The 20703-nt window shown below is 74.7% G+C and carries 21 protein-coding genes; 13 read left to right on the top strand and 8 right to left on the bottom strand.

Features of this window, described 5'->3' with window-relative positions:
* The first annotated feature begins 223 nt into the window (after nucleotides 1–223).
* Both ABT015_RS32505 and ABT015_RS32500 read left to right on the top strand, forming a co-directional pair.
* Entirely contained in the window at nucleotides 224–898 is a 675-nt protein-coding gene (locus ABT015_RS32505; protein WP_350885583.1) for an RNA polymerase sigma factor, read from the top strand.
* A gap of 86 nt (nucleotides 899–984) precedes the next feature.
* Complete coding sequence (locus tag ABT015_RS32500) at nucleotides 985–1632, top strand: hypothetical protein (protein ID WP_350885581.1); 648 nt, start codon at nucleotides 985–987, stop codon at nucleotides 1630–1632.
* Nucleotides 1633–1662: 30 nt separating this feature from the next.
* On the opposite strand, the gene ABT015_RS32495 is transcribed toward ABT015_RS32500, so the two are convergent.
* From ABT015_RS32495 to ABT015_RS32480, 4 genes are all read right to left on the bottom strand, one after another.
* Complete coding sequence (locus ABT015_RS32495) at nucleotides 1663–3393, bottom strand: condensation domain-containing protein (protein ID WP_350885579.1); 1731 nt, start codon at nucleotides 3391–3393, stop codon at nucleotides 1663–1665.
* A gap of 158 nt (nucleotides 3394–3551) precedes the next feature.
* Nucleotides 3552–4331, bottom strand: coding sequence for a hypothetical protein (locus ABT015_RS32490; protein ID WP_350885577.1), 780 nt, complete (start codon nucleotides 4329–4331; stop codon nucleotides 3552–3554).
* 4 nt (nucleotides 4332–4335) lie between these two features.
* Nucleotides 4336–4626 carry a phosphopantetheine-binding protein gene (locus ABT015_RS32485; protein ID WP_079136143.1) on the bottom strand — a complete coding sequence of 97 codons (291 nt, stop codon included), beginning with the start codon at nucleotides 4624–4626 and terminating at the stop codon, nucleotides 4336–4338.
* A 69-nt stretch (nucleotides 4627–4695) separates the two neighbouring features.
* On the bottom strand, nucleotides 4696–5628 hold the full coding sequence (locus ABT015_RS32480; RefSeq protein ID WP_350885575.1) for a 3-oxoacyl-[acyl-carrier-protein] synthase III C-terminal domain-containing protein: 933 nt from the start codon (nucleotides 5626–5628) through the stop codon (nucleotides 4696–4698).
* Nucleotides 5629–5772: 144 nt separating this feature from the next.
* Here ABT015_RS32480 and ABT015_RS32475 point away from each other — a divergent pair, with 144 nt between their 5' ends.
* The 4 genes from ABT015_RS32475 (at nucleotide 5773) to ABT015_RS32460 (ending at nucleotide 9194) form a co-directional block, all read left to right on the top strand.
* Nucleotides 5773–6096 carry a hypothetical protein gene (locus ABT015_RS32475; protein WP_350885573.1) on the top strand — a complete coding sequence of 108 codons (324 nt, stop codon included), beginning with the start codon at nucleotides 5773–5775 and terminating at the stop codon, nucleotides 6094–6096.
* A complete protein-coding gene (locus tag ABT015_RS32470; RefSeq protein WP_350885571.1) occupies nucleotides 6093–7286 on the top strand; it encodes a glycosyltransferase in 1194 nt (397 codons plus the stop codon). Before ABT015_RS32475 ends, ABT015_RS32470 begins: the two co-directional genes overlap by 4 nt.
* 146 nt (nucleotides 7287–7432) lie before the next feature.
* Nucleotides 7433–8407, top strand: coding sequence for an ATP-binding cassette domain-containing protein (locus ABT015_RS32465; RefSeq protein ID WP_350885569.1), 975 nt, complete (start codon nucleotides 7433–7435; stop codon nucleotides 8405–8407).
* 22 nt (nucleotides 8408–8429) lie between these two features.
* Nucleotides 8430–9194: an ABC transporter permease gene (locus ABT015_RS32460; RefSeq protein WP_350885566.1), complete on the top strand. Its 765-nt coding sequence runs from the start codon at nucleotides 8430–8432 to the stop codon at nucleotides 9192–9194.
* An 83-nt stretch (nucleotides 9195–9277) separates the two neighbouring features.
* On the opposite strand, the gene ABT015_RS32455 is transcribed toward ABT015_RS32460, so the two are convergent.
* From ABT015_RS32455 to ABT015_RS32440, 4 genes are all read right to left on the bottom strand, one after another.
* Nucleotides 9278–10576 carry an aminotransferase-like domain-containing protein gene (locus ABT015_RS32455; RefSeq protein ID WP_350885564.1) on the bottom strand — a complete coding sequence of 433 codons (1299 nt, stop codon included), beginning with the start codon at nucleotides 10574–10576 and terminating at the stop codon, nucleotides 9278–9280.
* Nucleotides 10573–11508, bottom strand: coding sequence for a LipP1 family hormone-sensitive lipase (lipP1, locus tag ABT015_RS32450; RefSeq protein ID WP_350885562.1), 936 nt, complete (start codon nucleotides 11506–11508; stop codon nucleotides 10573–10575). The genes ABT015_RS32455 and lipP1 overlap by 4 nt, the downstream gene beginning before the upstream one ends.
* 105 nt (nucleotides 11509–11613) lie before the next feature.
* Nucleotides 11614–12408 (bottom strand): class I SAM-dependent methyltransferase, encoded by a 795-nt coding sequence (locus ABT015_RS32445; RefSeq protein WP_350885560.1) that lies wholly within the window; start codon nucleotides 12406–12408, stop codon nucleotides 11614–11616.
* Between the two features lie 49 nt (nucleotides 12409–12457).
* Nucleotides 12458–13552 (bottom strand): alpha-hydroxy acid oxidase, encoded by a 1095-nt coding sequence (locus ABT015_RS32440; protein ID WP_350885558.1) that lies wholly within the window; start codon nucleotides 13550–13552, stop codon nucleotides 12458–12460.
* 181 nt (nucleotides 13553–13733) lie between these two features.
* On the opposite strand from ABT015_RS32440, the gene ABT015_RS32435 reads away from it, so the two are divergent.
* From ABT015_RS32435 to ABT015_RS32405, 7 genes are all read left to right on the top strand, one after another.
* A complete protein-coding gene (locus ABT015_RS32435) occupies nucleotides 13734–15170 on the top strand; it encodes a class I adenylate-forming enzyme family protein (protein WP_350885556.1) in 1437 nt (478 codons plus the stop codon).
* Between the two features lie 33 nt (nucleotides 15171–15203).
* Entirely contained in the window at nucleotides 15204–15485 is a 282-nt protein-coding gene (locus ABT015_RS32430) for a phosphopantetheine-binding protein (RefSeq protein WP_350885554.1), read from the top strand.
* Entirely contained in the window at nucleotides 15482–15736 is a 255-nt protein-coding gene (locus ABT015_RS32425; RefSeq protein WP_350885552.1) for an acyl carrier protein, read from the top strand. Before ABT015_RS32430 ends, ABT015_RS32425 begins: the two co-directional genes overlap by 4 nt.
* A complete protein-coding gene (locus ABT015_RS32420) occupies nucleotides 15733–16881 on the top strand; it encodes a beta-ketoacyl synthase N-terminal-like domain-containing protein (protein ID WP_350885550.1) in 1149 nt (382 codons plus the stop codon). The genes ABT015_RS32425 and ABT015_RS32420 overlap by 4 nt, the downstream gene beginning before the upstream one ends.
* Nucleotides 16882–16942: 61 nt before the next feature.
* Complete coding sequence (locus ABT015_RS32415) at nucleotides 16943–17560, top strand: hypothetical protein (protein WP_350885548.1); 618 nt, start codon at nucleotides 16943–16945, stop codon at nucleotides 17558–17560.
* 267 nt (nucleotides 17561–17827) lie between these two features.
* Complete coding sequence (locus ABT015_RS32410; RefSeq protein ID WP_350885546.1) at nucleotides 17828–19450, top strand: class I adenylate-forming enzyme family protein; 1623 nt, start codon at nucleotides 17828–17830, stop codon at nucleotides 19448–19450.
* A complete protein-coding gene (locus tag ABT015_RS32405) occupies nucleotides 19447–20703 on the top strand; it encodes a beta-ketoacyl-[acyl-carrier-protein] synthase family protein (protein ID WP_350885544.1) in 1257 nt (418 codons plus the stop codon). Before ABT015_RS32410 ends, ABT015_RS32405 begins: the two co-directional genes overlap by 4 nt.

The following is a 20703-nucleotide window of genomic DNA, read 5'->3' as shown; positions in this document are numbered from 1 at the left end:
CGCGTTCCCCTTGGCGTCGCGGACACCTGTCGATCGGTGCCCACCGTATCCGGAGGTCGAGCGCGGACCGCCGCGCTCCAACCAGTCGACTGATCCCATCGGATGACGATCTGTGTTCGGAATGCGGCCTGGAGTGACGGGCCGGATGGACTGAGGATGGGCGCAGACAGCCCGACCCTCGAGTGGCCCGCCGAGCTGCCGGCGGCCACGGAAAGCAGGCTCGATGACGATCGACAGGGGCGCCCCCGTGCGCGGGTACCGGGGAGGGCCCACGCTGGAGCGCGCCGACGGCCCGGAGTCGGACCGGGAGGCCGGTGGCGACCTCGGCCTCCGACTGGACCTCACCTACGCGTCGTTCTGCGAGACCCATGAACCCGCTTGGCACGCTCTCGCGTTGACCAGGATAGGCGGCCAGGCGGACGCCGCGCTGGTGGTCGAGGCCGTGAAGGCGGACCTGGCCCGCTGCTGGCCGCAGGTGCTGCGGTTCGAGGAGCCGGCCGCGTACGCCTGGAGGTTGGCGAACCGGCACGTCTCGGACTGGATGTCCGCCGAGGAACCGGTGGCGGTGGAGGCCGTCACCTTCGCCGCCGTGATCGGCGCGTTCAAGCAGGTCGCGAACGGGCTCCTGCACAGCGAGGCGGACGAGGTGCGGCTGTACGCGGCGATCCTCGAACTCCCGGACCGGCAGCGGGATGTGATCATCCTGCGGTACCTGCTGGGCCTGCACGTCAAGGTGATCGCGGCCTACCTGGGGCGGCCGGTGGCGACGGTGCACTCCAACCTGCGGCACGCGCGGGAGCGGCTGGCGCGCCGGCTCGGCGTGGGCGAACTGCCCGACCGCTCGGGCGGACCGGCCGACCGAGCGGGTGAACTGCCGGACCACGCGGGTCAGCTGTGACGCCCGGGCCGGACGCGGACCCGCCCGGCGGGGCGGGAACGAGCGGCGGGGCAGGTGCGAGCGGCGGGGGGCGTGCGGTGGTCCACGTGCCCCGGCCGGAACGCGCGCACGCCGAGCGCATCGCAGCACTGCGCCAGGCCCGGCTCACGGCCGCGCCGACACACCTGCCGTCGGAGTTCGAGCAGGCCGCCTTCGAACTGGGCCTGGTGGTGGCCCTGGTACTGGGCACGCCGGACGCCTCCCGGGGGCTCGACCTCCTGGTGAACGCCCGCCGGATCCAGCCCGAGGGCGCCGAGGTGTTCGCCGCACTGCTGTACGCCACCGGGCGGGAGGAGGGCGCCGAGTTCTGGTGGCGCTTCGCCGCCGGATCGGGCTGCGGCACGGCGGCGTACTGCCTGCACCTGCACCATCTGAAGCTCGGCGAGAACGACGACGCCGACTACTGGCGGGCCTGGTCGGACCAGTTGGCGGCGACCGGACGCCCCTCCGGGCCGATGCCGTTGCGGATGACCAGGCCGCTGCTGCCGGACGACGTGCGGCGCGACATCCTGTCCCGGGTCCACCACGGGCTGGCGCCGCAACTGCCGCCGCGGCTGGTCGCGGTGATCGACCGGCTGCCGTTGCAGGGCGACGAGGACGAGGAGGAGGTGCCGAGCCCGTGGGGGCTCACCTCGGGGGCGACCTCGGCGTGTTCGTGGGACGTCCGGTGGGACGGCGAGGACCCGTTGGAGTGAGCCCGCCCGCGTCTGCCCGTGCTCCCCCGTTCAGGTGAGCACCGTCTGCCGGGCGGCGATGTCCGGGTCGCGGCCGCCGCCGGAGGTGACGGTCTCCGCCCCGGGGCCGGTGTGCCGGACGACGTAGTGGTGCGGCGCCATCGCCGTGTCGCGGCCGGGCAGCGCGGCGACCACCGCGTGGTGGGCGACGGCCGGGGTGAGTTCGCGGTCCGCGCTGGTGAGCCTGGCGGTCAGCCTTCCTTCGTCCAGCGCCAGTTCGATTTCCGCCCGCGCGCCGAGGGCGGCCTCCAGCAGGGCGCGGACGGCTGCCAGGTCGATCCAGGTGCCGTCGACCAGGTGCCACTCCCCGCTCCGGTCGGGCGTCGGCACGCCGTCGACGCCGGGCAGGGCGTCGAGCGGCACGGGCCCGCGGACGGCGGCGGCGAGGACGGCGAGCAGCGCCCGCGCGAACTGGTCGGTCTCGTCCGGGTCCAGCACCTGCGGGCAGCTGATCAGGGCGAAGTCGAGGCTGCCGCTGATCCGCAGGATGGTGAACATCAGCCGGACCGGCAGCTGTGGGGCGGGCAGCCGGATCAGTTCGGGGTCGGCGGCCGCGGCGGGTTGGGCGTCCGCGACGGCGGCGGGGATGGTCAGGCTCAGGTCGTTCACCACGACATGGCGGGGGAAGCGGCTGCCGCGCAGGTGGGCGCAGTCCTCGATGAGCCGCCAGACCTGTTCGGCGTCCAGGGTGCTGTGCCAGTAGGCGCTCAGCGAGGCCGCCTTGGCCCGGCCGATCAGCTGGTCGAGGTCGGCCGCTCCGGTGTCGAGCAGGATCAGGGCGTCCTGCGCCAGGGTGCCGACGTGGTCGACCAGGGCGGCGCGCTGACGGTTCGCGGAGAGCGCCGAGAGCGCCAGCCCGGTGCGGCCCGAGCGGTGCGCGACGAGCGCGGCGAAGGCGGCGAGCAGGACGACGGACGGGCTCGCGCCGGTGCGGCGGCAGACGGCGGCGAGGTCCTCGGCGGCGCTGCGGGAGCGGACCAGGACTGCGGAGAGGTCGTGCGGGGGGCCGGTGATCCGCGCGTCGGCGAACACCACCTGCAGGCCGGTGGCGAGGCTGCGGGCCCAGTACCGCAGGGCGGCGGCCGACTTGCGGCGGCCCTGCGCGCTCCGTTCCGCGTCCGCGATCCGCAGCGGGGTCGGGGCGGTGACCGGCGGGAGGTCCTTGCCGGCGGCGAGGTCCAGCCAGTCCTGGATCAGCAGCGCGGTGGCGGCGCCGTCGGCCCCCGCGTGGCAGACCACCGCGACCAGCCGCAGCAGTCGCTCGCCGTCCGCGACAAGGGTGAGGCGCAGCCGCGGGGCGGCCGCCAGGTCGAACGGAACGGCGACGTCGGCCCGGCCCAACTCCGCTGCAAGTAGGTCAAGTTGTGCGTCGCTGCGGCCGCCCGCCTCGATCACGGTGACGGTGAACCGGCCTTCCGGGTGCACCACCTGGCGCTCCGGGAAGCCGTCCTCGCCGGGGCCGGCGGGGAAGGAGGTGCGCAGCGACTCGTGCCGTTCGACGAGCCGGCGCAGGGCGGCCAGCCCGGCCGACACCGAGGTGCCGTCCGGGACGGGCCAGAGCGAATCCTTGTTGATCTGCTCGGGGGCGTCACGCCCGATGCACCGGATCATGTTGTCCTGGCCGAGCGTGAGCGGCCCCGAATCGACAGTCGAACCCTCGGCCGGGGCCTCGTACCGGACCTCGATCCGCCTACTGGTCTGTGTCTCGCCGTACGGGGTCACGTCGTACGCGCCTTTCGGCTCACCGGGGAAGGGTTCAGCGGGAGTGCGATCGGGACGCTACCAGCGACCTCGCTCGCTGGTCCAGACCAATCGTCCACCAAACCGAGGGTCGTCAATTCCTTTGTGAGACAGGAGAGTTGGCATGAACCGAACCATGACTACGGAAGGGTCAACGTGCTCAGCACGCCGAGCCGGCGGTCCAGGTCGGCGACCACGACGGGGCGCCCCTGCGCCCGCCAGGCGGGCAGCTGCTCGGCGAGCTCCGCCCAGGCCCCGGTGAACGGCTGGGCCGCCGATTCCTCGGCACCGGCCAGCCCGGGGCCGAGCACGAACACCGGGTCGGGCCCCAGCTCGGCGGCCCGCGCCCGCACCGCCGCGTCCGGCAGCTCGGCACCGGGCAGCTGCTGGACGGTCATGTCAGGCCCGGGGGCCTCCTCGCAGACCAGCACCACCACGCCGTGCCGCTCCGGCAGCGCCACCGGCGCGGCCGGTTCGTGGTGCAGCGCGGTCTGCTCGGCGAGCACCACGACCGCCCGACGGCAGGATCCGGTGCGGTGGTAGTCGACCGCGAGGCGCAACGCGGTGAAGGCCGCGGCGACGCCCTGGTCGCAGACCGCGAAGGCGAGCGGCGTGCCCGGACAGGATCGGCTGAGCGCCAGCGAGGACGGCGCACCCGGTCGGACGTCCGGGGTGTCGAAGGCCAGGATCAGCAGGTCGACGGGCTCGTCCTCGGCGAGCGCCTCGCGCAGCAGGTCGGCGGCCAGCTCCTCGTAGGAGTGGCCGACGCCCTCGCGCAGCAGGTCCTCGCGCAGCGGCAGGCCGTAGGGGCGGACGAGGTCGGAGACGAACACCCGCAGGTCCGGGTCGAGCGAGGCCTCCGAGCGGCCGTCGAAGCGCCGCGCGAGCGCCCGGGTGATCCGCAGGCCGTGGTCGGCCACCCGGTCAGTCCTCGGGGATGACGTGTCCGGCGACGTAGTCGGCCAGCTTGGTGACCGAGCGCAGGTCGTCCTCGGTGATCTGCTCGACGTCCACCTGGATGTCGAGCGACTCCTCCAGCTCCAGGATGAGCTCGATGGTGCCGGCGGAGGTGAGGCCGAGGTCGTCGAAGAGGCAGGCGTTCTCGGGGATCTCGGGCAGTTCGCGCTTGAGGACGCGGGGCAGCAGCTCGCCGATTCCGGTGCGGATCCGCTCGCGCAGCTCGGGGTCAGTGGTCTGGACCACAGGTTCTGACATGGGTGTCCCGTCCCGTCGTACGTGGGAGAGTGGTCTGGCGTGGGAAAGATGGACGAAGCCGACGCTTCGTCAGCAGCGGACCGCCATCGCGGAGAAGGTGGCTCCGACACCGGCGGCGGCGATCAGGTAGTGGTCGCCGCGGCGCAGCAGCCCCCGCGTGGTGGCGGTGTGCAGATTGATGAGGCTGTCCGCAGCGAAACTGTGCCCCACCGACAGCACGTTGTCCAGCACCACCTTGTCGAGCGGATAGCCGATCCGGCGCGCTACCATCCGCCACGACGCCTGGTTGACGTTGTGCGGAAGCACCGCGGCCAGGTCGGAGAGGTCCAGGCCGGCCTCGTCCAGGGCGGACTCGATCGCCTCCACCATCACGTTCGGGTACTCGCGCTGGTAGCGCGCCAGGAGGTCCGCGTCCTCGGCCAGCCGGCCGTCGAACTCCGGGCGCTGGCGCACCGCGAAGGAGAGCACCCGGTGGCGCTCGCCGTCGGCGCTCACCAGACAGGCGGCCGCGCCCTCGGCGAAGATACCCGTCTCGGGCACCACCTGGGCGTCCTTGGTGAAGGTCTTCTCGCCCGCCAGGACGAGCGCCAGCGCCCGAGGGTCGGGCTCGGCGGCGAGCAGCCGGCCGGCCAGGTCGATGGCCAGCAGGCCCACCGCGCACGCGTGGTGGGTCACCGTGAAGGCGTTGGCGTGCGCGAGGCCGCGCGGGGCGAGCAGGTCGTGCAGTGGGTTGAGCGGGTAGGGCACCGCCACCGGCATGCTGCGCGCGTGGATCACGAAGCGGACGTCCCGTTCGCGTCCGCGCAGCTCAGGCAGGTTGTCGAGGGCGGAGTCAAGCAGGTCGGGCAGCGTCCCGGACGGGTCCAGACGTAGCTGGTCCAGTCCGTGGAAGCGGCGGAAGAGTCGAAGTTGACGTGGGGTCAGGCCGATCCGCTCACCAACCGCCTCGATGGGCACGGCGTGCGGGGGGAGGTGAACGGCCACTGCCTCCAGTGCTGTCACGCGGGCTAGTATTCCGACGCCCGCCTGGTCGCACAAGTGATCTCGGGCCCTTCACCGTCGCGTTCGCCTCGGAGGCCGCCGAATCCGCCTGCGGGACCGACGCGTTCACCCCCCGTGCCGTCGAACAGGTGGGAGACCCCTTCGATGTCCGATGCCATTTCTCACACGTCGTCCGACCGTGAACCGCACCGCCCCTCCGCGCCGTTGCACCCCGAGCTGGTCGCGCTGCTGGCCGAGGCCGCCGGGGCGCCGCCCGGCTGGGCCGACCGGCTGACCCCGGACGCCCGGCTGGACGGCGACCTGCTGCTCGACGAGGGCGAACTGGCCGCGCTCGCCGGGCGCCTGCGCGAACGCTTCGGCCCGGCGGCCGACCTGGCCCGGCTGCGCGCCGGGCTGGACCTGGCCGCCCTGGAAGCGCTGACCGTCGCCGACCTGCAGAAACTGATCCCCGAGGAGCGTGCGCGATGACCCGGTTCCTGCTGGTGATGCCCCCGTTGACCGGGCACGTCAATCCCGCGGCGGGCATCGCCGCCGAGTTGACCGCGCGCGGGCACGACGTCGCCTGGACCGGCACCGAGTCGGTGCTGCGCCCGCTGCTCGGCCCCGGGGCCCAGGTCCTCGGCACCGGCACCCGGGCGTTCCGGGCGCAGGGCGGGCACGGGCTCGCCGCGCTGCGTTCGCTCTGGGAGGGCTTCATCGTCCCGTACGCGCGGTTCACCGCGAAGCCGCTGGACGCGATCGTGCGGGAGTTCCGGCCGGACGTCCTGCTCGTCGACCAGCACACCCCGGCGGGCGCGCTGGCCGCCCACCGGCACGGCCTGCCGTGGGCGAGCTTCGCGCCCGGGGCGATGGAACTGGGCCGCCCGTACCGGGCACTGCCGCAGGTGGAGGCCTGGATGACCGGCCTGCTGCGCGGGTTGTGGGAGCGCGCCCGGCTGCCCGCGCAGGAGTACGTGGACCCGCGCTTCTCCCCCGCCCTGGTGCTGGCGACCACCGGCCCCGCGCTGACCGGTGACGACGCGCCGCCCCCGCATCACGCGCTGGTCGGCCCGGTCCAGTCCGCCCGGCCGGCCGATCCGGACTTCCCGTGGGAGCGGCTGCTGCCCGGGCGCCGGCGGGTGCTGGTCACCATGGGCACGCTGGCCGGCGAGCTGGGCACGGACTTCCACGCGCGGGCCGCCCGGGCGCTGGAGCTGTGCGGCGACGACGTGCAGCCGGTGTTCGCCGCCCCGCGCGAGCTGCTGCCCGAACTGCCGCCGCAGGCCGTCGCGGTGGACCGGGCGCCGGTGCTGGAGCTGATGGCGCGCGGCGCGCTGGACGCGGTGCTGTGCCACGGCGGGATGAACACCGTCGGCGAGGCCCTGACGCACGGCCTGCCGCTGGTCACCGCACCGATCCGGCACGACCAGCCGTTCGTCGCGGCGCAGGTGGCGGCGGCCGGGGCGGGGCTGCGGGTGCCGTTCGCCCGGGTGACGCCGGAGCGGCTGGCGCAGGCCCTGCGGGCCGTCCTGGACACGGCCGACTACCGGCGCGGCGCGGTTCGGGTCGGCGAGGCGCTGCGCGCGGGCGGCGGGGCGGCCGCTGCCGCGGACCGGCTGGAGGCCCTGGCGGCCCGCACCGGGCGGGACTTCCGGCAGCCGCTGCCGGGGGCCCTGTAGCAGACCGGAAGATCAACGTCCATTGGTCTAGGCCATTGTCTCCGGGCCGGGATTCGTCCTAGGGTGGCGCCCAGCACCGCCTTCGCAGGTGCCGAGCACCGCCTTCCCAGGTGCCGTGGCAGCCCATCCCAGCACGGGAGTTCCGGTTGATCGAGACCACGGGACTGCGCAAGTCCTACCGCAAGAAGACCTCCCGCAAGAGCGGCGGGAACCCCACCGTCGACGCCGTGCGCGGCATCGACCTGTCCGTCGACGCGGGCGAGATCTACGGTTTCCTCGGGCCCAACGGCGCCGGGAAGACCACCACCCTGCGCATGCTGGCCACCCTGATCCGCCCGGACGGCGGTCAGGCCAGCATCGCCGGGGCCGACCTCTTCACCGACCCGGCCGGTGTACGCCGCCGGATCGGCTATGTCGCCCAGGGTGGCGGCACCACCGACACCGTCAGCGCCCGCGAGGAGTTGGTGCTCCAGGCCCGGATGTACGGCGCCGCCAAGGCGCAGGCCGTCCAGGCCGCCGAGGGCGCGCTCAAGGCCTTCGACCTGGCCGACTTCGGCGACCGCCCGTGCGCCACCTACTCCGGCGGCCAGCGCCGCCGGGTGGACATCGCGCTCGGCGTCATCCACGAGCCCCGGGTCCTGTTCCTGGACGAGCCCACGGTCGGGCTGGACCCGGCCAGCCGGGCGTACGTGTGGGAGGAGATCCGCCGGCTGCGCACCGAGGGCATGACCGTCGTCGTCACCACGCACTACCTCGACGAGGCCGACGCCCTGTGCGACCGGGTCGCGATCGTCGACCACGGCCAGGTGGTGGCCGAGGGCACGCCCGAGGTGCTCAAGCGCGAGATCTCCGGCGACGTCGTGCTGCTCGGGCTGGAGCCCGGAGAGGGCGTCGCCGAGCGGGCCGCCGAGGTGCTGCGCCCGCAGCCCTACCTGCACCGGCTGGAGTTCGGCGGGGAGGACGGACTGCGGCTCTACCTGGAGGACGGCGCCGCGGCCATCCCGCAGCTGCTGCGCGCGCTGGACGGGGCGGGCGTGACACCCGGCACCGTCCAGCTCCAACGCCCCAGCCTGGACGACGTGTTCCTGGCCCGTACCGGCCGTTCGCTCCAGCAGTCCTGATCCGCCCACTCCTGGGGAGACCATGAAGCTCGCCCGCGACACCTGGCTGGTCTTCCAGCGCCAGGTGCTGCTGATGATCCGCACCCCGATCTGGATCGCCGTCGGGATCATCCAGCCCGTGTTCTACCTGCTGCTGTTCGCCCCGCTGTTGAAGAAGGTGCTCGCCCCCGACGGTGCCAGCAGCTACGCCGACGCCTACCAGGTGTACGTGCCGGGCCTGCTGGCGGTGCTGTGCATCTTCGGCGGGCTGTTCACCGGCTTCAGCCTGCTCGGCGAGCTGAGGGCCGGCATCATCGAGCGCTCCCGGGTGACACCGGTGAGCCGGCTGGCACTGCTGCTCGGGCGGGCGCTGCGGGAGATGGTGGCGCTGCTGGTGCAGGCCGTCCTGATCACCCTGATCGCGCTGCCGTTCGGGCTTCGGGTGAGCCCGCTGAACCTGCTGCTCGCCTACCTGCTGCTCGGGCTGCTGGCGCTGATGACCTCGGCGATCTCCTACGGCATCGCGCTGATGGTGCCGACGGACGCGGCGATGGCACCGGTGGTGAACACCCTCGCGCAGCCGATCGCGCTGCTCTCGGGGGTGCTGCTGCCGCTCACCCTGGCGCCGCACTGGCTGCAGCAGACCGCCAAGTGGAACCCCTTCTACTGGGCGGTGGAGGGCATGCGCGCGCTGTTCTCCGGCCACCTCGGAGACAGTGCGGTGTGGCAGGGCCTGCTGGTCGTCGTGGTGATGACCGTGCTGTCGGTGTACTGGTCGGCCCGGCTGTTCTCCACCCGGGTGCGCTGAGGCACGACGCACGAGGACGGAACACGTGCACGAGGAGGGGCCCGGCTCACGAGCCGGGCCCCTCCTGCTGTCGCCGGCGCCACTCAGGAGGCGATGAACGCCGCCAACTTCGCCACACCGTCGATGATCTGAGCCTGCGTCAGCGAGCTGATCGAGAGCCGAAGCCGGTGCTCCCCGCCGCCCGCCGGGTAGAACGGCGCCATCGGCGTCCACAGCACCCCGTACCCGCGGGCACAGCGCTCCATCGCCGCGTCGTCGGCGGCGAACGGGACGGTCAGCACGGCGAAGAAGCCGCCCTCGGGCCGGTTCCAGGACACGCCCGAGCGGCGCCGCTCGGAGGCCGGGAAGTGCCGGTCCAGCTCCCGCAGCAGGGTGTCCATGCCCGCCGCGTAGTGGGCCGTGGCGGCGGCGTTGGCGGCGCGCAGCCGGCAGTCGTGGCGTAGCAGCATGCCGCCGATGACGGCCTGGCTGAGCGCGGGCGTGTTGACCGTCGTCATGCTCTTCAGCTTGGCCAGTTCGTCCGCCAGCAGGGTGCGCCGCCCGCCGGGGCCGGCCACTTCCTGGTCGGCCACGACGTAGCCGAGGCGGGCGCCGGGGAAGCAGGTCTTGGCGAAGGAGCCCAGGTACACCACCTGTCGGCGGCGGTCGAGCGCCTTGAGCGTCGGCCGCTCCCCCGGGTCGCGGGCGAAGAAGCCGTACGGGTTGTCCTCGATGACGAGCAGGCCCTCCTCGGCGGCCGTCTCCAGCAGCCGGGTGCGGGCCGCGACGGGCATGCTGGTGCCCGAGGGGTTGGCGAAGTCCGGGACGACGTAGAGGGCGCGCGGGCGTCGGCCCTCGGCCCGCACGGCCCGGGCGGAGGCGCGCACGGCCTCCGGATCGGGGCCGCCGGCCGGGCCCTCGGCGACGGGGAGGGTCGTCAGGTCGAGCAGCCGGGCGGCGCCGGTCACGCCGACGTAGCAGGGCGAGCTGACCAGCAGGACGTCGTCCGGGCCGGCGCACAGCGCGCGCAGGGTGAGCAGCATGCCCTCCTGGGCGCCGACCGTCAGCACCAGGGACTCGGGGGCCACCGCCAGGCCCTCGTCGTTGGCGAGGGTGCGGGCGACCAGGTCGGCGATGATCCCCTTGGTGGGGCCGTACTGGAACAGCGCGGTGCGCACGGCGTCCCGGTCGAGGCCGCGGGCCGCCAGGTGGGCGAGGTAGGTGTCCAGGTAGGCGGGGACGTCCTCGGGTTCGAAGAAGCCCTCGTAGGGGCGTCCGGGGGCGAAGGAGACGGCGTCGGGGTAGCGGGTGGTGACCTCGTTGAGGAAGGTCATCGCGTCCAGCAGCGGGTCGGCCAGGCTGGCGTGCAGGTCGGCCAGGGGCAGGGGCTCGGGCGCGCTCACCGCAGGGCCTCGCGCAGCCGCTCGGCGGCGTAGCGCTGGGCGTCGGCGGCCGCGTCCAGGGTGCCGGTCATGGCGAAGAAGCCGTGCGGCATGCCGGCGTAGCGGCGGCTCTCCACCGGGACGCCGGCCGCGCGCAGCGCCTCGGCGTACTGCTCGCCCTCGTCGCGCAGCGGGTCGTACTCGGCGGTGATGACGGTCGCGGGCGGCAGTCCGGCCAGGCGGGGAGCGCGCAGCGGGGAGGCGTGCGGGTGGGCGCCGTCGGCGGGGTCGGCCAGGTAGTGGCCCCAGTACCAGTCCACCGAGCGGCGGTTGAAGAGCATCGGGTCGTCGTGCTCGCGCAGCGAGGGGGTGTCGGCGGCATGGTCCGTGTTGGGGTAGACGAGCAGCTGGTGGCGCAGGGCCGGGCCGTTCTCGTCGCGGGCGATCAGGGTGAGGGCGGCGGTGAGGTTGCCGCCGGCGCTGTCGCCGCCGACGGCGAGCCGGCCCGGGTCGACGCCGAGTTCGCCGGCGTGTGCGGCGAGCCAGTACAGCGCGGCGCGGCAGTCGTGGACGGCCGCGGGAAAGGGGTGTTCGGGGGCGAGCCGGTAGCCGACGGAGGCGGTGACGCAGCCGGCCGCGTTGGTCAGCCGGCGGCAGATCGCGTCGCTGGTGTCCGGCGAGCCGAGGGCCCAGCCGCCACCGAACAGGTAGAGCAGGGCCGGCAGTTGACGGACGGGCGGCTCTGGGCGGTAGAGCCGCAGGGCGAGTTCGCCGCCCGGGCCGGGGATACGGTGCTCCTCGACGGCGGCGACCGGCTCGGGGCTCCCGGCCGCGGCGCGGATGTCGGCGAGGTCGGCGGCGCGGGCCTCGGCCAGGGTGAGGGTGTAGAGCGGCGGCGCGCCGCTGCTCGCGCGCCGGGCGCGCAGCGCCTCGGCCTGGGGGTGCAGGGGCATGGGTGGTCCCGTTCGGTACAGATCCGGTGCGGAGGCGTCGGCGGGCGGACTCGGGGTCTGAGGGCTTCAGGGTCCAGGGCTCTGCGAGACCGAGGACCCGAGGGCCTAGCGGTCGGCTTCGACGTAGACGGTCTCGTCGGTGCGGAACGCGGTGTCGAGGTCGGCGACGTCGGGGCGGGCACCCTGGCGGTAGGCGCAGTGGCGGATCCGCTCGGGTTCGAAGCCGGCGAGGGTGAGGACGTGGCGCAGCTCGTCCAGGTCGTAGATCCACTGGTGCCCGTAGTAGCGGAAGATCTGGTTGACCAGGAAGGCCGGGCGGGCGGGCATCGGCGGGCCGAAGCCGAGGGTGGTGAGGCGGCGGCGGTGCTTGGCGAGGAAGCCGTCCCCGTTGGCGTAGCCGGCCAGGTAGCGGGCGAGGTCCGGGGTGGTGAGGCGCAGCACGCCGCCGGGGCGCAGGACGCGGCGCACCTCGCGCAGCCAGCCGACCGCGACCGGCATGGTGACGTGTTCGATCAGGTGCTCGGCGTAGACCCAGTCGACGCAGGCGTCGGCGAAGGGCAGCGGCCGGCCGATGTCGAGCTGGGTGAACCAGCGGTCGCCGTCGACCCGGTAGAGGGTGCCGGGTTCGGTGGCGGCGCCGGGGCTGCGCAGGGCGGTGAGGTCGGTGCCGAGCCCTTCCGGGTGGGCCGTCCGGAAGGCGGCGAACTCGATTCCGGTGAGGCCGAGTTCGCGGAACTCTGCGTGGTCGCGGGGCAGCCCGCCGGGGTGCGCTTCGAGCGTGTCGCAGGTGGCGACCTGCTCGCTGAAGGCGTCCAGGCGGGTGGCGAGGCCGTCGGGGTCGTCCCAGTCCCAGCCGGGGAAGGGGTCGTTGCGTTCGGTCGCGGGGGTCGGTTCGGTCATCTGCTGTTCTCCATCCAGTAGGGACAACGTGGTGCAGGTGGTGCGCGGTTCAGCCGACCGGGCAGGGCCACGGGGCGAGGGCCGTGCGGTCCAGGTCGGCGAGCCGGGGGCGGCCCAACAGGGCCATGGTGTGCTCCAGTTCCTCGCGCAGCAGGTCGAGGACGCGGTGCACGCCGGCCTCGCCCTCGGTGGCGAGGCCCCAGAACACCGGACGGCCGACCAGGACGGCGCGGGCGCCGAGGGCGAGCGCGACGGCGATGTCGGCGCCGGTGCGCACCCCGCCGTCGAGCAGCACCGGCAGGTCGGCGGGTACGGCGTCGACGACCTCGGGCAGTGCGGCCAGGGAGGGCAGTGCGCCGTCGAGTTGACGCCCGCCGTGGTTGGAGACCACGACGGCGTCGGCGCCGTGCTCGGCGGCGAGCCTGGCGTCCTCGGCGGTCAGGATGCCCTTGAGGACCAGCGGCAGCCGGGTGCGGGCGCGCACCCAGTCGAGGTCGGCCCAGGTCAGGGTGGGGTCGAACTGTTCGCGGGCGTGCTCGGCGATGCCCGAGCCGCCGTCCGTCGCGCGGTGGCTGGCCGACATCAGATCCTGGTCCAGGTTGACGGCGCGGACGGCGGGCGGGATCGCGAAGCCGTTGCGCAGGTCGCGCAGGCGGCGGCCGATCCTGGGGGCGTCCACGGTCAGGACGAGCGCGGAGTAGCCGGCCGCCTCGGCGCGTTCGACCAGGGCGGCGAGCGCGGCGCGTTCGCGCAGCCAGTACAGCTGGAGCCAGAGCGGGCCGGTGGCGGCGGCCGCGATCTCCTCCAGGGTGCGGCTGGCGAACATGCCGGCGACCAGCAGGGCCCCGGCGCGGCCGGCGGCGCGCGCGGTGGCGGTCTCGCCCTCCGGGTCCACCAGCCGGTGGTAGGCCATCGGGGCGATGCCGACCGGCAGGCCGAGCTGCGCGCCCAGCAGCGTGCGCCCGGGCGAGCAGTCGGAGACGTCGACCATCGTGCGCGGGCGCAGTGCATAGCGCGCGAACATTTCCCGGTTCGCCGCCACGGTGCGTTCCGTGCCGCTGCCGCCCTCGATGAAGTCCCATATTTCCGGGGAAAGTTGCGCGCGCGCGGCGTGCTCCATCCCGGCCAGCGTGAGTTCTCCCACGGGCGTCCTCGATTCCGGGCGGCCACGTGTGGACCAGCCCCGGTTCGGCAGCGTAGGAGCAACAACCACATTGGTATAGACCTTGATTTGACCAAACGTCTGTGCAATCGTCTGGCAACGGAATTGACCGTTTTGGTTGTGAACGGCGTTCATGTCAAAATCCCCTCACTTGTGTGGAGCGGTGTTGACCGGCATTTCCCCCTCTTCACTTCCGCCTTCCTCGCCGCCGCACGCCGACGCCCCGGACGCCTGGGTCGACCGGCTGTTGCTGGCCGGTCCCGGAGGCGAGGAGTGCCTGCATCTCGGCGGACCACTCGACCGGGACGCCCTGCGCGCCCTGGTCGACGAACAGGCCGCACACCTCGCCGCGGCCGGACTCGGCCCCGGCGGCACCGCCGCGCTACGGCTGCCGCCCTCGGTGGCGTTCGTCACGGTGCTGCTGGCGTGCTGGCGGCTCGGCGCCCAAGTGGCCCTGCTGGACCACCGTTTGACGGACCACGAGGTCGACGCGGCGGTGACGCGGCTGGCTCCGCAGGTCCTGGTAGGCTCCGCCCACCGGCCCGCGGCGGCCCTGCGCGGCTTCTCCGAGGTCGAGCCGGTGGCCGTCCGGCTGCCGGACGGGCTCCCGGCCCGCACCGGGCACGCGCTGATCCAGCTCAGCTCCGGATCCACCGGCCCGGCCAAGGTCATCGCCCGCACGGCCTCCGACCTGATCCGCGAACTCGACTGCTACCACCGGCTGGTGGAGTTCCCCGGCGAGGGCGAGCGGGTCGTCCTGCTGTCCTCCGTGGTGCACGTGCTCGGCCTGGTCGGCGGACTGCTCAACAGCCTGCACGCCCGGGTCGCGCTCACCGTGCCCGAGCGGATGACGGCGGCGGGCATCCTCGCCGCGGTCGCCGCCGGCGACCGGCCGACCACCGTCATCGGGGTGCCCTTCCACGCCGAACTGCTGGCCGGCGCCGTCACTCCCCCGGCGCTGCCGGGGCTGCGGCGGATGATCGTGGCCGGCGAACTGGTCCGCCCGGGCCTGCCCGCGCTGTTCGCCGCCCGCTACGGCGTCCCGCTCGGCACCATGTACGGCATGACCGAGACCGGAGTCATCGCCACCGACCTGTCCGGCACGCTCCACCCGGCCAAGCAGCCCGTCCACGGGATGCGGCTGAGGCTGGTCGCGGGCGAGCTGCGGATCGGCGCGGAGTCCTCGCCCTACCCGGGGCTGGACGACCCGACCCGCTGGTCGGACGGCTGGCTGCACACCCGCGACGCGGCCGAACTCGACCCGGCCACCGGCCTGGTCACCGTCCTCGGCCGCCTGGACTCGCAGGTCTCGATCGGCGGCCTCAAGGTCGACCTCACCGAGGTCGAGCAGACGCTCACCTCGCTGCCCGAGGTCCGCGAGGCCGTCGTGGTCTTCGAGGACGGCGCGATCGAGGCCTACCTCGCCACCGAACCCGACGCCGACCTCGCCCTCGTCCAGGACGGGCTGGCCCGCCGGCTCGCCGCCTACAAGCGGCCGCGACGGCTCGCCCTGCTGCCCCGACTCCCCCGTACCGCCACCGGAAAACTCCTGCGCGACCCGGCCGCCCTGCGCACCACCGCCACGGCCGCCGCGCTCTGATCCACCGCACGCACCCCGACAAGGAGCCACACCATGCAGGACCGCGTCCGCGAGTTCGTCCTCGCCTCGCTCACCGAGATGCAGTACGACGTCTCCGAGGTCACCGGGGACACCGACCTCGGCCCGGCCGGGCTGGACCTCGAATCGCTCGCGCTGGCCGAGCTGTCGGTGCAGGTCGAGGACGAGTTCGGGATCAAGTTCGACCTCGACGAGATGGAGACCACCGCGCTGATGACGCTCGACGAGTTCACCGCCGACGTCGTCAAGCGGATCGCCGCCACCACCGCCACTGCCACCGCCGGCAGCCCGGCGTGAGCGGCTCCGCCCTCCCCGACCGGGCCGAGGTCCGCGCGATGCTGGCGGCGTTCGGGCAGCGCGCCGCCGACACCGTGCCCGACGACCTCGGATCGCTCGAACTCACCTGGCTCATAGCCGAGTTCGAGCAGCGCTACGGCATCCAGGTCGACCTCGACGACGACCGCTTCGGCGCCGTCCGGACAGTCGACGACGCCACCGAACTGCTGCGTTCGGCCGTCCTGGCCGAACGTGTGGGCGCCCGGCCGTGACCACCGGCGCGCCCTCCGCGCACCGGCCGCGCGGCCGGCCGGTGGTCACCGGGCTCGGCGTGCTCAGCGCCGCCGGGCGCGGACTCGGCCCGCTGACCGAGGCCGCCGCCCACGGCAAGACCGCCTTCGGCCCCGTCACCCGCTTCGACGTGAGCGCCCGCCGCACCACCCGGGCCGCCCTGCTGCCCGACGACGTGCCGCTCGCACACACCTTCCCGCTGGCCCGCGCGGTGCTCGACGCCGTCGGCCAGGCCTGCCGCCAGGCCGGACTGACCGCCGCCGACGGCGCGGACACGCCCGTCCTGCTCGCCCTGCACAGCGACGAACGGACCAGGGGCACCGCCGACGCGGTGGCCGCCGGCGTCCGCGCCGCCTGGGGCACCGGGGGCGTCACCCGGGTGTACACCGGCGCCTGCGTGGCAGCCGCGACCGCCGTCGCGGACGCCGCGGCGCTGGTCGCCACCGGGCGGCACGAGCGGGTCCTGGTCGCGGCCGGGCACCTGGTCGAGCCGGGCGTGTTCGCCGTCTTCGACGCCGGCCGCGCGCTGGCCCGGGACGGCGAACTGCGCCCGTTCAGCACCGGCCGCACGGGCACCCTGCTCGGCGACGCGGCCGCGGCCGTGCTGGTCGAGGCCGCCCCGGCCGCCGAACGGCGCGGCGCCGCCGCCCTCGCCCGGCTGGCCGGCTGGGGCCGGGCCGGGGACGCCCACCACGTGTGCCGCCCCGAACCGGACGGCGCCGGAGTCGCCCGGGCCGTCGAGGCCGCGCTCACCCGCGCCGGCGTCGCCCCGGCCGAGGTCGGCTACGTCAACGCCAACGGCACCGGCTCCACCCTCGCCGACCAGGCCGAGGCGAGCGCGCTGCACCGGGTCTTCGGCGCGCACACCGCCGAACTCCCGGTCAGCTCCAGCAAATCCGTCCACGGGCACGCCCTGGAAGCCTCCGCCCTGCTCGAACTCGCGGTAACCATCGGCGCTTTGGGCAACGGCCTGCTCCCGGTCAACGCCGGCTGGCTCGGTCCGGACCCTGACGTCGGCCTGGACCTCGTCCTGGACGGCCCCCGCGCCGCCCGCCCCCGCTACGCACTCAGCCTCAACTCCGCCTTCGGCGGCGCCAACACCGCCCTGCTGGTGGCCCCCGCATGACCGGCCACCGGCCCCCGCCCGCCGTCCGACGGCGCCGACCCCGTACCCCGGCACCCACACCATGACCACCGACGCCACACCTCCCGACGCGACAGACCCCGACTCCGCAGACCCCGACTCCACGAGCTCGGGCCCCGCACCCACCCCGGCCGCCGCCCGGCTGCGGGTCCTCGCCGAGGCCCGCCGACCCGACCCCGGCTCGGCCGACCCCGACCTGGCCGGCCCGCCGCCACCGCTGCCCGGCTTCGCCGCCTCCGGCTTCAACCCGCTGGTCGCCGACACCGCCGACCGCTGCCTGCGCGCCCACCACGGCGCCCCGCCCGCCCCCGGACGGACCGCACTGCTGCTGGCCAGCGCCGGCGGCGACCGCGCCACCGCGCGGGCCATCGACCAGAGCGCCGAACCCGGACGGCGCCCCGCGCCCCTGCTGTTCTTCCAGTCCAACCCCAACGCCGTCCTCGGGCACATCGCCGCCCGCTGGGGCCTGACCGGCCCCGTCGTGGCGATCAGCCCGGCCCACGCCGTCCCCGGACAGGTGCCCGCGGACGCGCTCGACCTCGCGGCGCTGCTCCTCGCGGACGGCGACGCCGACCAGGTGCTGGTCATCGCCGCCGAACCGGGCGACGACGGACCGGGCGAGGCCGCCGGACACGCGGTGGCCGTCCTGGTCACCGGCTGACGCCCTGGTCACCGGCCGAGTCACCGCCTCGGTCACCGGCTGAACCGTCCGGCCACCGCCGCCCGTTCCCATGAACGAGGCCCGACGACTGAAGCAGCCGCACCCGGCAGACCAGCACCCGGCCCCGTCACCCACCCAGGCCCCGTCGCACCCGCCGACAGCCCACCGACACCCGCCGACACCCTTCGCCGCCCGCGCGGCCGCCCGACCCACGCCAACCGATCAGCCGCCCGGGCCGTCTCCGGCCCCGAGGGAGGGATCCACCCCGTGACCATCCGCAGTGTCCGCAGCCTGATCGCGGACGACCCCGACGTGGGCGCCGGCAACGTCCTGACCGCCCGGCTCGCACTCGGCCTCGGCCTCGACGAACCGCTGCTGACCTTCGACACCCCGGTGGACGACCACCCCGCCTGGCAGCCGCTCACCCTGCGCGAGCTCGACCGCGCCGTCCGGGCCCGCGCCGCCGCCCTGCACGCCCTCGGCATCACCCGGCGCGACCCGGTGGTGGTCTTCGCGAGCGACGCCGCCGACCACGTGCTCGCCTTCCTCGCCCTGACCCGGCTCGGCGCCATCCCCGCGCTGCTCAACCCCAACGTGGACGGCGAGCGGGCCGCCCGCTACATCGCCCGCCTCGGCGCCGTCGGGGTCCTCGCCGACCCGGCCCACCTGGCCGCGCTGGCCGGCCACGACCCCGGCGCGCCGCTGCTGCCCGAGATCTCCACCCTCGGCGCGGGCGACCCGGACGCCGCCCCCGAGCCGTACCGGCACTGGTCCGGCGACCCGGTGGCGATCACCCACTCCTCCGGCACCACCGGAATGCCCAAGGCCGTCGTCCACTCGCACGCGAGCCTGTACGCGGCGATCCGCCACCGGCTGCGGCTGCCCCGCCCGCAGGGCCAGGACCGGATGCTCAGCGCACTGCCCGCGCCGCACGCCGCCACCCTGATCGCGCTCAACCTGGCGCTCAGCTCGCACACCGAACTCGCCGTGCTGTCCCGGCAGTCCGGCGCCGGCGTGCTGGACGCGATCGAGCAGTGGCGGCCCACCGGGGTGATCGGCTTCGCCGCCACCTGGGCCGAACTCGCCCACCACGACCTCGCCGCCCGGGACCTCGCCACCGTCGCCCTGTGGTGGAACACCGGCGACTGCGCGCACGAGGTGCACATCCGCCGCCTGATCGCCGCCGGCAGCCGGGAGTCCGTCACCCGCGCGGGCCGCACCCGGACGCCGGGCTCGCTGTTCGTCGACGGCCTGGGCTCCACCGAGATGGGCCACTCGCACTTCTTCATCACCCACGGCCCCGGCACCGAGCGCTACGGGCGCTGCGTCGGGCGCCCGCACGCCTTCGTCGACTGCGAGGTGGTCGGCCCGGACGGCGAGCCGCTCGGCCCCGGCGAGGTCGGCGAACTCGCCACCTCCTCACCGACCCTGGCACTCGGCTACTGGAACGACTCGGCCACCACCTTCCGCACCCGGATCCGCGGCCGCTTCCTCACCGGCGACCTGATGTACCGGGACGAGGAGGGCTACTACTACCACGTCGACCGGGCCGTCGACTCGGTCGAACTCGGCGACGGCAAGCGGCTGTTCACCGCCATGTCGGAGGAGCGGGTGCTGGCCGCCCGCCCGGACGTGGCGGACTGCACGGTGGTCGCCGTGCGGGACGGCGAGCGCGTGGTCACCGACGTGCTGCTGATCCTCGCCGCCGACGCCGACCCGACCGCCGACCGGACCAAGGACGTCATCGCCGCCCTGGACGAGGCCGCCGCCGCGACCGTGCGCCAGGTCCTGGTCGTCTCCGGGGACGACATCCCCCTCGGCCCCACCGGCAAGGTCCGCAAGGTGCTGCTGCGCCAGCGCTACCTCGACGCCGCGGCCGGTGCCCGATGACCCGCCGCGAGGGCGCCGTCGTCACCGGCCTCGGCCTGGTCTCGCCGCTCGGCCGCAAGCCCGCCGAGGTGTTCGACGCGCTCAACGCCGGGCGCTCCGGACTGACCGCCGTCCCCGAGGGCCACGCGGCGCACGGCTGGCTGCCCGCCGCCGGGATCGCCCCCGCCGTGGACGGCCGCGAGGTGCTGCCGCCCACCGAGACCCGCTGCGTGGACCGCTTCGTGCTGCTCGCCCTGGCCGCCGCCGACGACGCGCTCGCCGACGCCGGTCTGGTCGTCGGCCGGGACGCCGACCCGCACCGCACCGCCGTGGTGCTGGCCACCGGCGGCGGCGGGCTGGAGACCTTCGAGCAGCAGTCGCACCGCCGGCTGGAACGCGGCCGCCCCGGCGTCAGCCCGTACCTGCTGCCGGGCATGCTCTCCAACATGGCCACCGCCCGGATCGCCATCAAACACGGCATCCGCGGCTACAGTTCGGCCGTGGTGACGGCCTGCGCGGCCGGTGCCCAGGCCGTTGCCGAGGGGCTGCGGCTGATCCGCTCCGGCGACGCGGACGTGGTGGTGTGCGGCGGCACCGAGTCCTCGCTGCACCCGACCATCGCCGCCGCCTTCACCAACGCCCGTGCGCTCGCCCAGGGTTGGGAGGATCCGGAGCAGGCCAGCCGGCCCTTCGACACCCGCCGCAACGGCTTCGTGCTCGGCGAGGGCAGCGCCGTCCTCGTCCTGGAACGCGCCGACCACGCCGACGCCCGCGGCGCCGCCGGGTACGCGGACGTCATCGGCTGGGGCGCCTCCACCGACGCCCACCACCCGACCATGCCCCGCCCCGACGGCTCCGGCGCCGCCGACGCGATGCGCTCCGCGCTCGCCAACGCCGGCCTGGCGCCAGGCGACATCGACTACGTGAACGCCCACGGCACCGGCACCAAGCTCGGTGACGTGGCCGAGACCGCCGCCCTGCACGCCGTCTTCGGCGCGCACCCGCCCGCGGTCAGCTCCACCAAGGGTGCCACCGGCCATCTCCTCGGCGCCGCAGGCGCGTTGGAGGCGGCGGTGACCGCCCTGGCGGTGGCGAGGGGGACGCTGCCGCCGACACTCAACCTGACCGACCCCGACCCGGCCTGCGACCTGGACCACGTCCGGGGCGGGGCCCGGTCCGCACCGGTGCGCGCCGCGCTGAGCAACGCCTTCGCCTTCGGCGGCCACAACCTCAGCCTGATCCTCGGCCCGGCGTCCACCCGGGCCGCCAAGTAG

Origin of the sequence: Kitasatospora sp. NPDC094016 (genome assembly GCF_040304045.1) — a bacterium.
Classification (GTDB): Bacteria; Actinomycetota; Actinomycetes; order Streptomycetales; family Streptomycetaceae; genus Kitasatospora.
This window is presented reverse-complemented; position numbering and strand designations above follow the sequence as displayed.

What these genes read in the sequence shown, in the direction of transcription:
- ABT015_RS32470 (WP_350885571.1), top strand. Translation starts at nt 6,093, where the DNA reads ATGACCCGGTTCCTGCTGGTGATGCCCCCGTTGACCGGGCACGTCAAT.
- ABT015_RS32445 (WP_350885560.1), bottom strand. Translation starts at nt 12,408, where the DNA reads ATGACCGAACCGACCCCCGCGACCGAACGCAACGACCCCTTCCCCGGC.
- lipP1 (WP_350885562.1), bottom strand. Translation starts at nt 11,508, where the DNA reads ATGCCCCTGCACCCCCAGGCCGAGGCGCTGCGCGCCCGGCGCGCGAGC.
- ABT015_RS32505 (WP_350885583.1), top strand. Translation starts at nt 224, where the DNA reads ATGACGATCGACAGGGGCGCCCCCGTGCGCGGGTACCGGGGAGGGCCC.
- ABT015_RS32415 (WP_350885548.1), top strand. Translation starts at nt 16,943, where the DNA reads ATGACCACCGACGCCACACCTCCCGACGCGACAGACCCCGACTCCGCA.
- ABT015_RS32485 (WP_079136143.1), bottom strand. Translation starts at nt 4,626, where the DNA reads ATGTCAGAACCTGTGGTCCAGACCACTGACCCCGAGCTGCGCGAGCGG.
- ABT015_RS32405 (WP_350885544.1), top strand. Translation starts at nt 19,447, where the DNA reads ATGACCCGCCGCGAGGGCGCCGTCGTCACCGGCCTCGGCCTGGTCTCG.
- ABT015_RS32430 (WP_350885554.1), top strand. Translation starts at nt 15,204, where the DNA reads ATGCAGGACCGCGTCCGCGAGTTCGTCCTCGCCTCGCTCACCGAGATG.
- ABT015_RS32475 (WP_350885573.1), top strand. Translation starts at nt 5,773, where the DNA reads ATGTCCGATGCCATTTCTCACACGTCGTCCGACCGTGAACCGCACCGC.
- ABT015_RS32460 (WP_350885566.1), top strand. Translation starts at nt 8,430, where the DNA reads ATGAAGCTCGCCCGCGACACCTGGCTGGTCTTCCAGCGCCAGGTGCTG.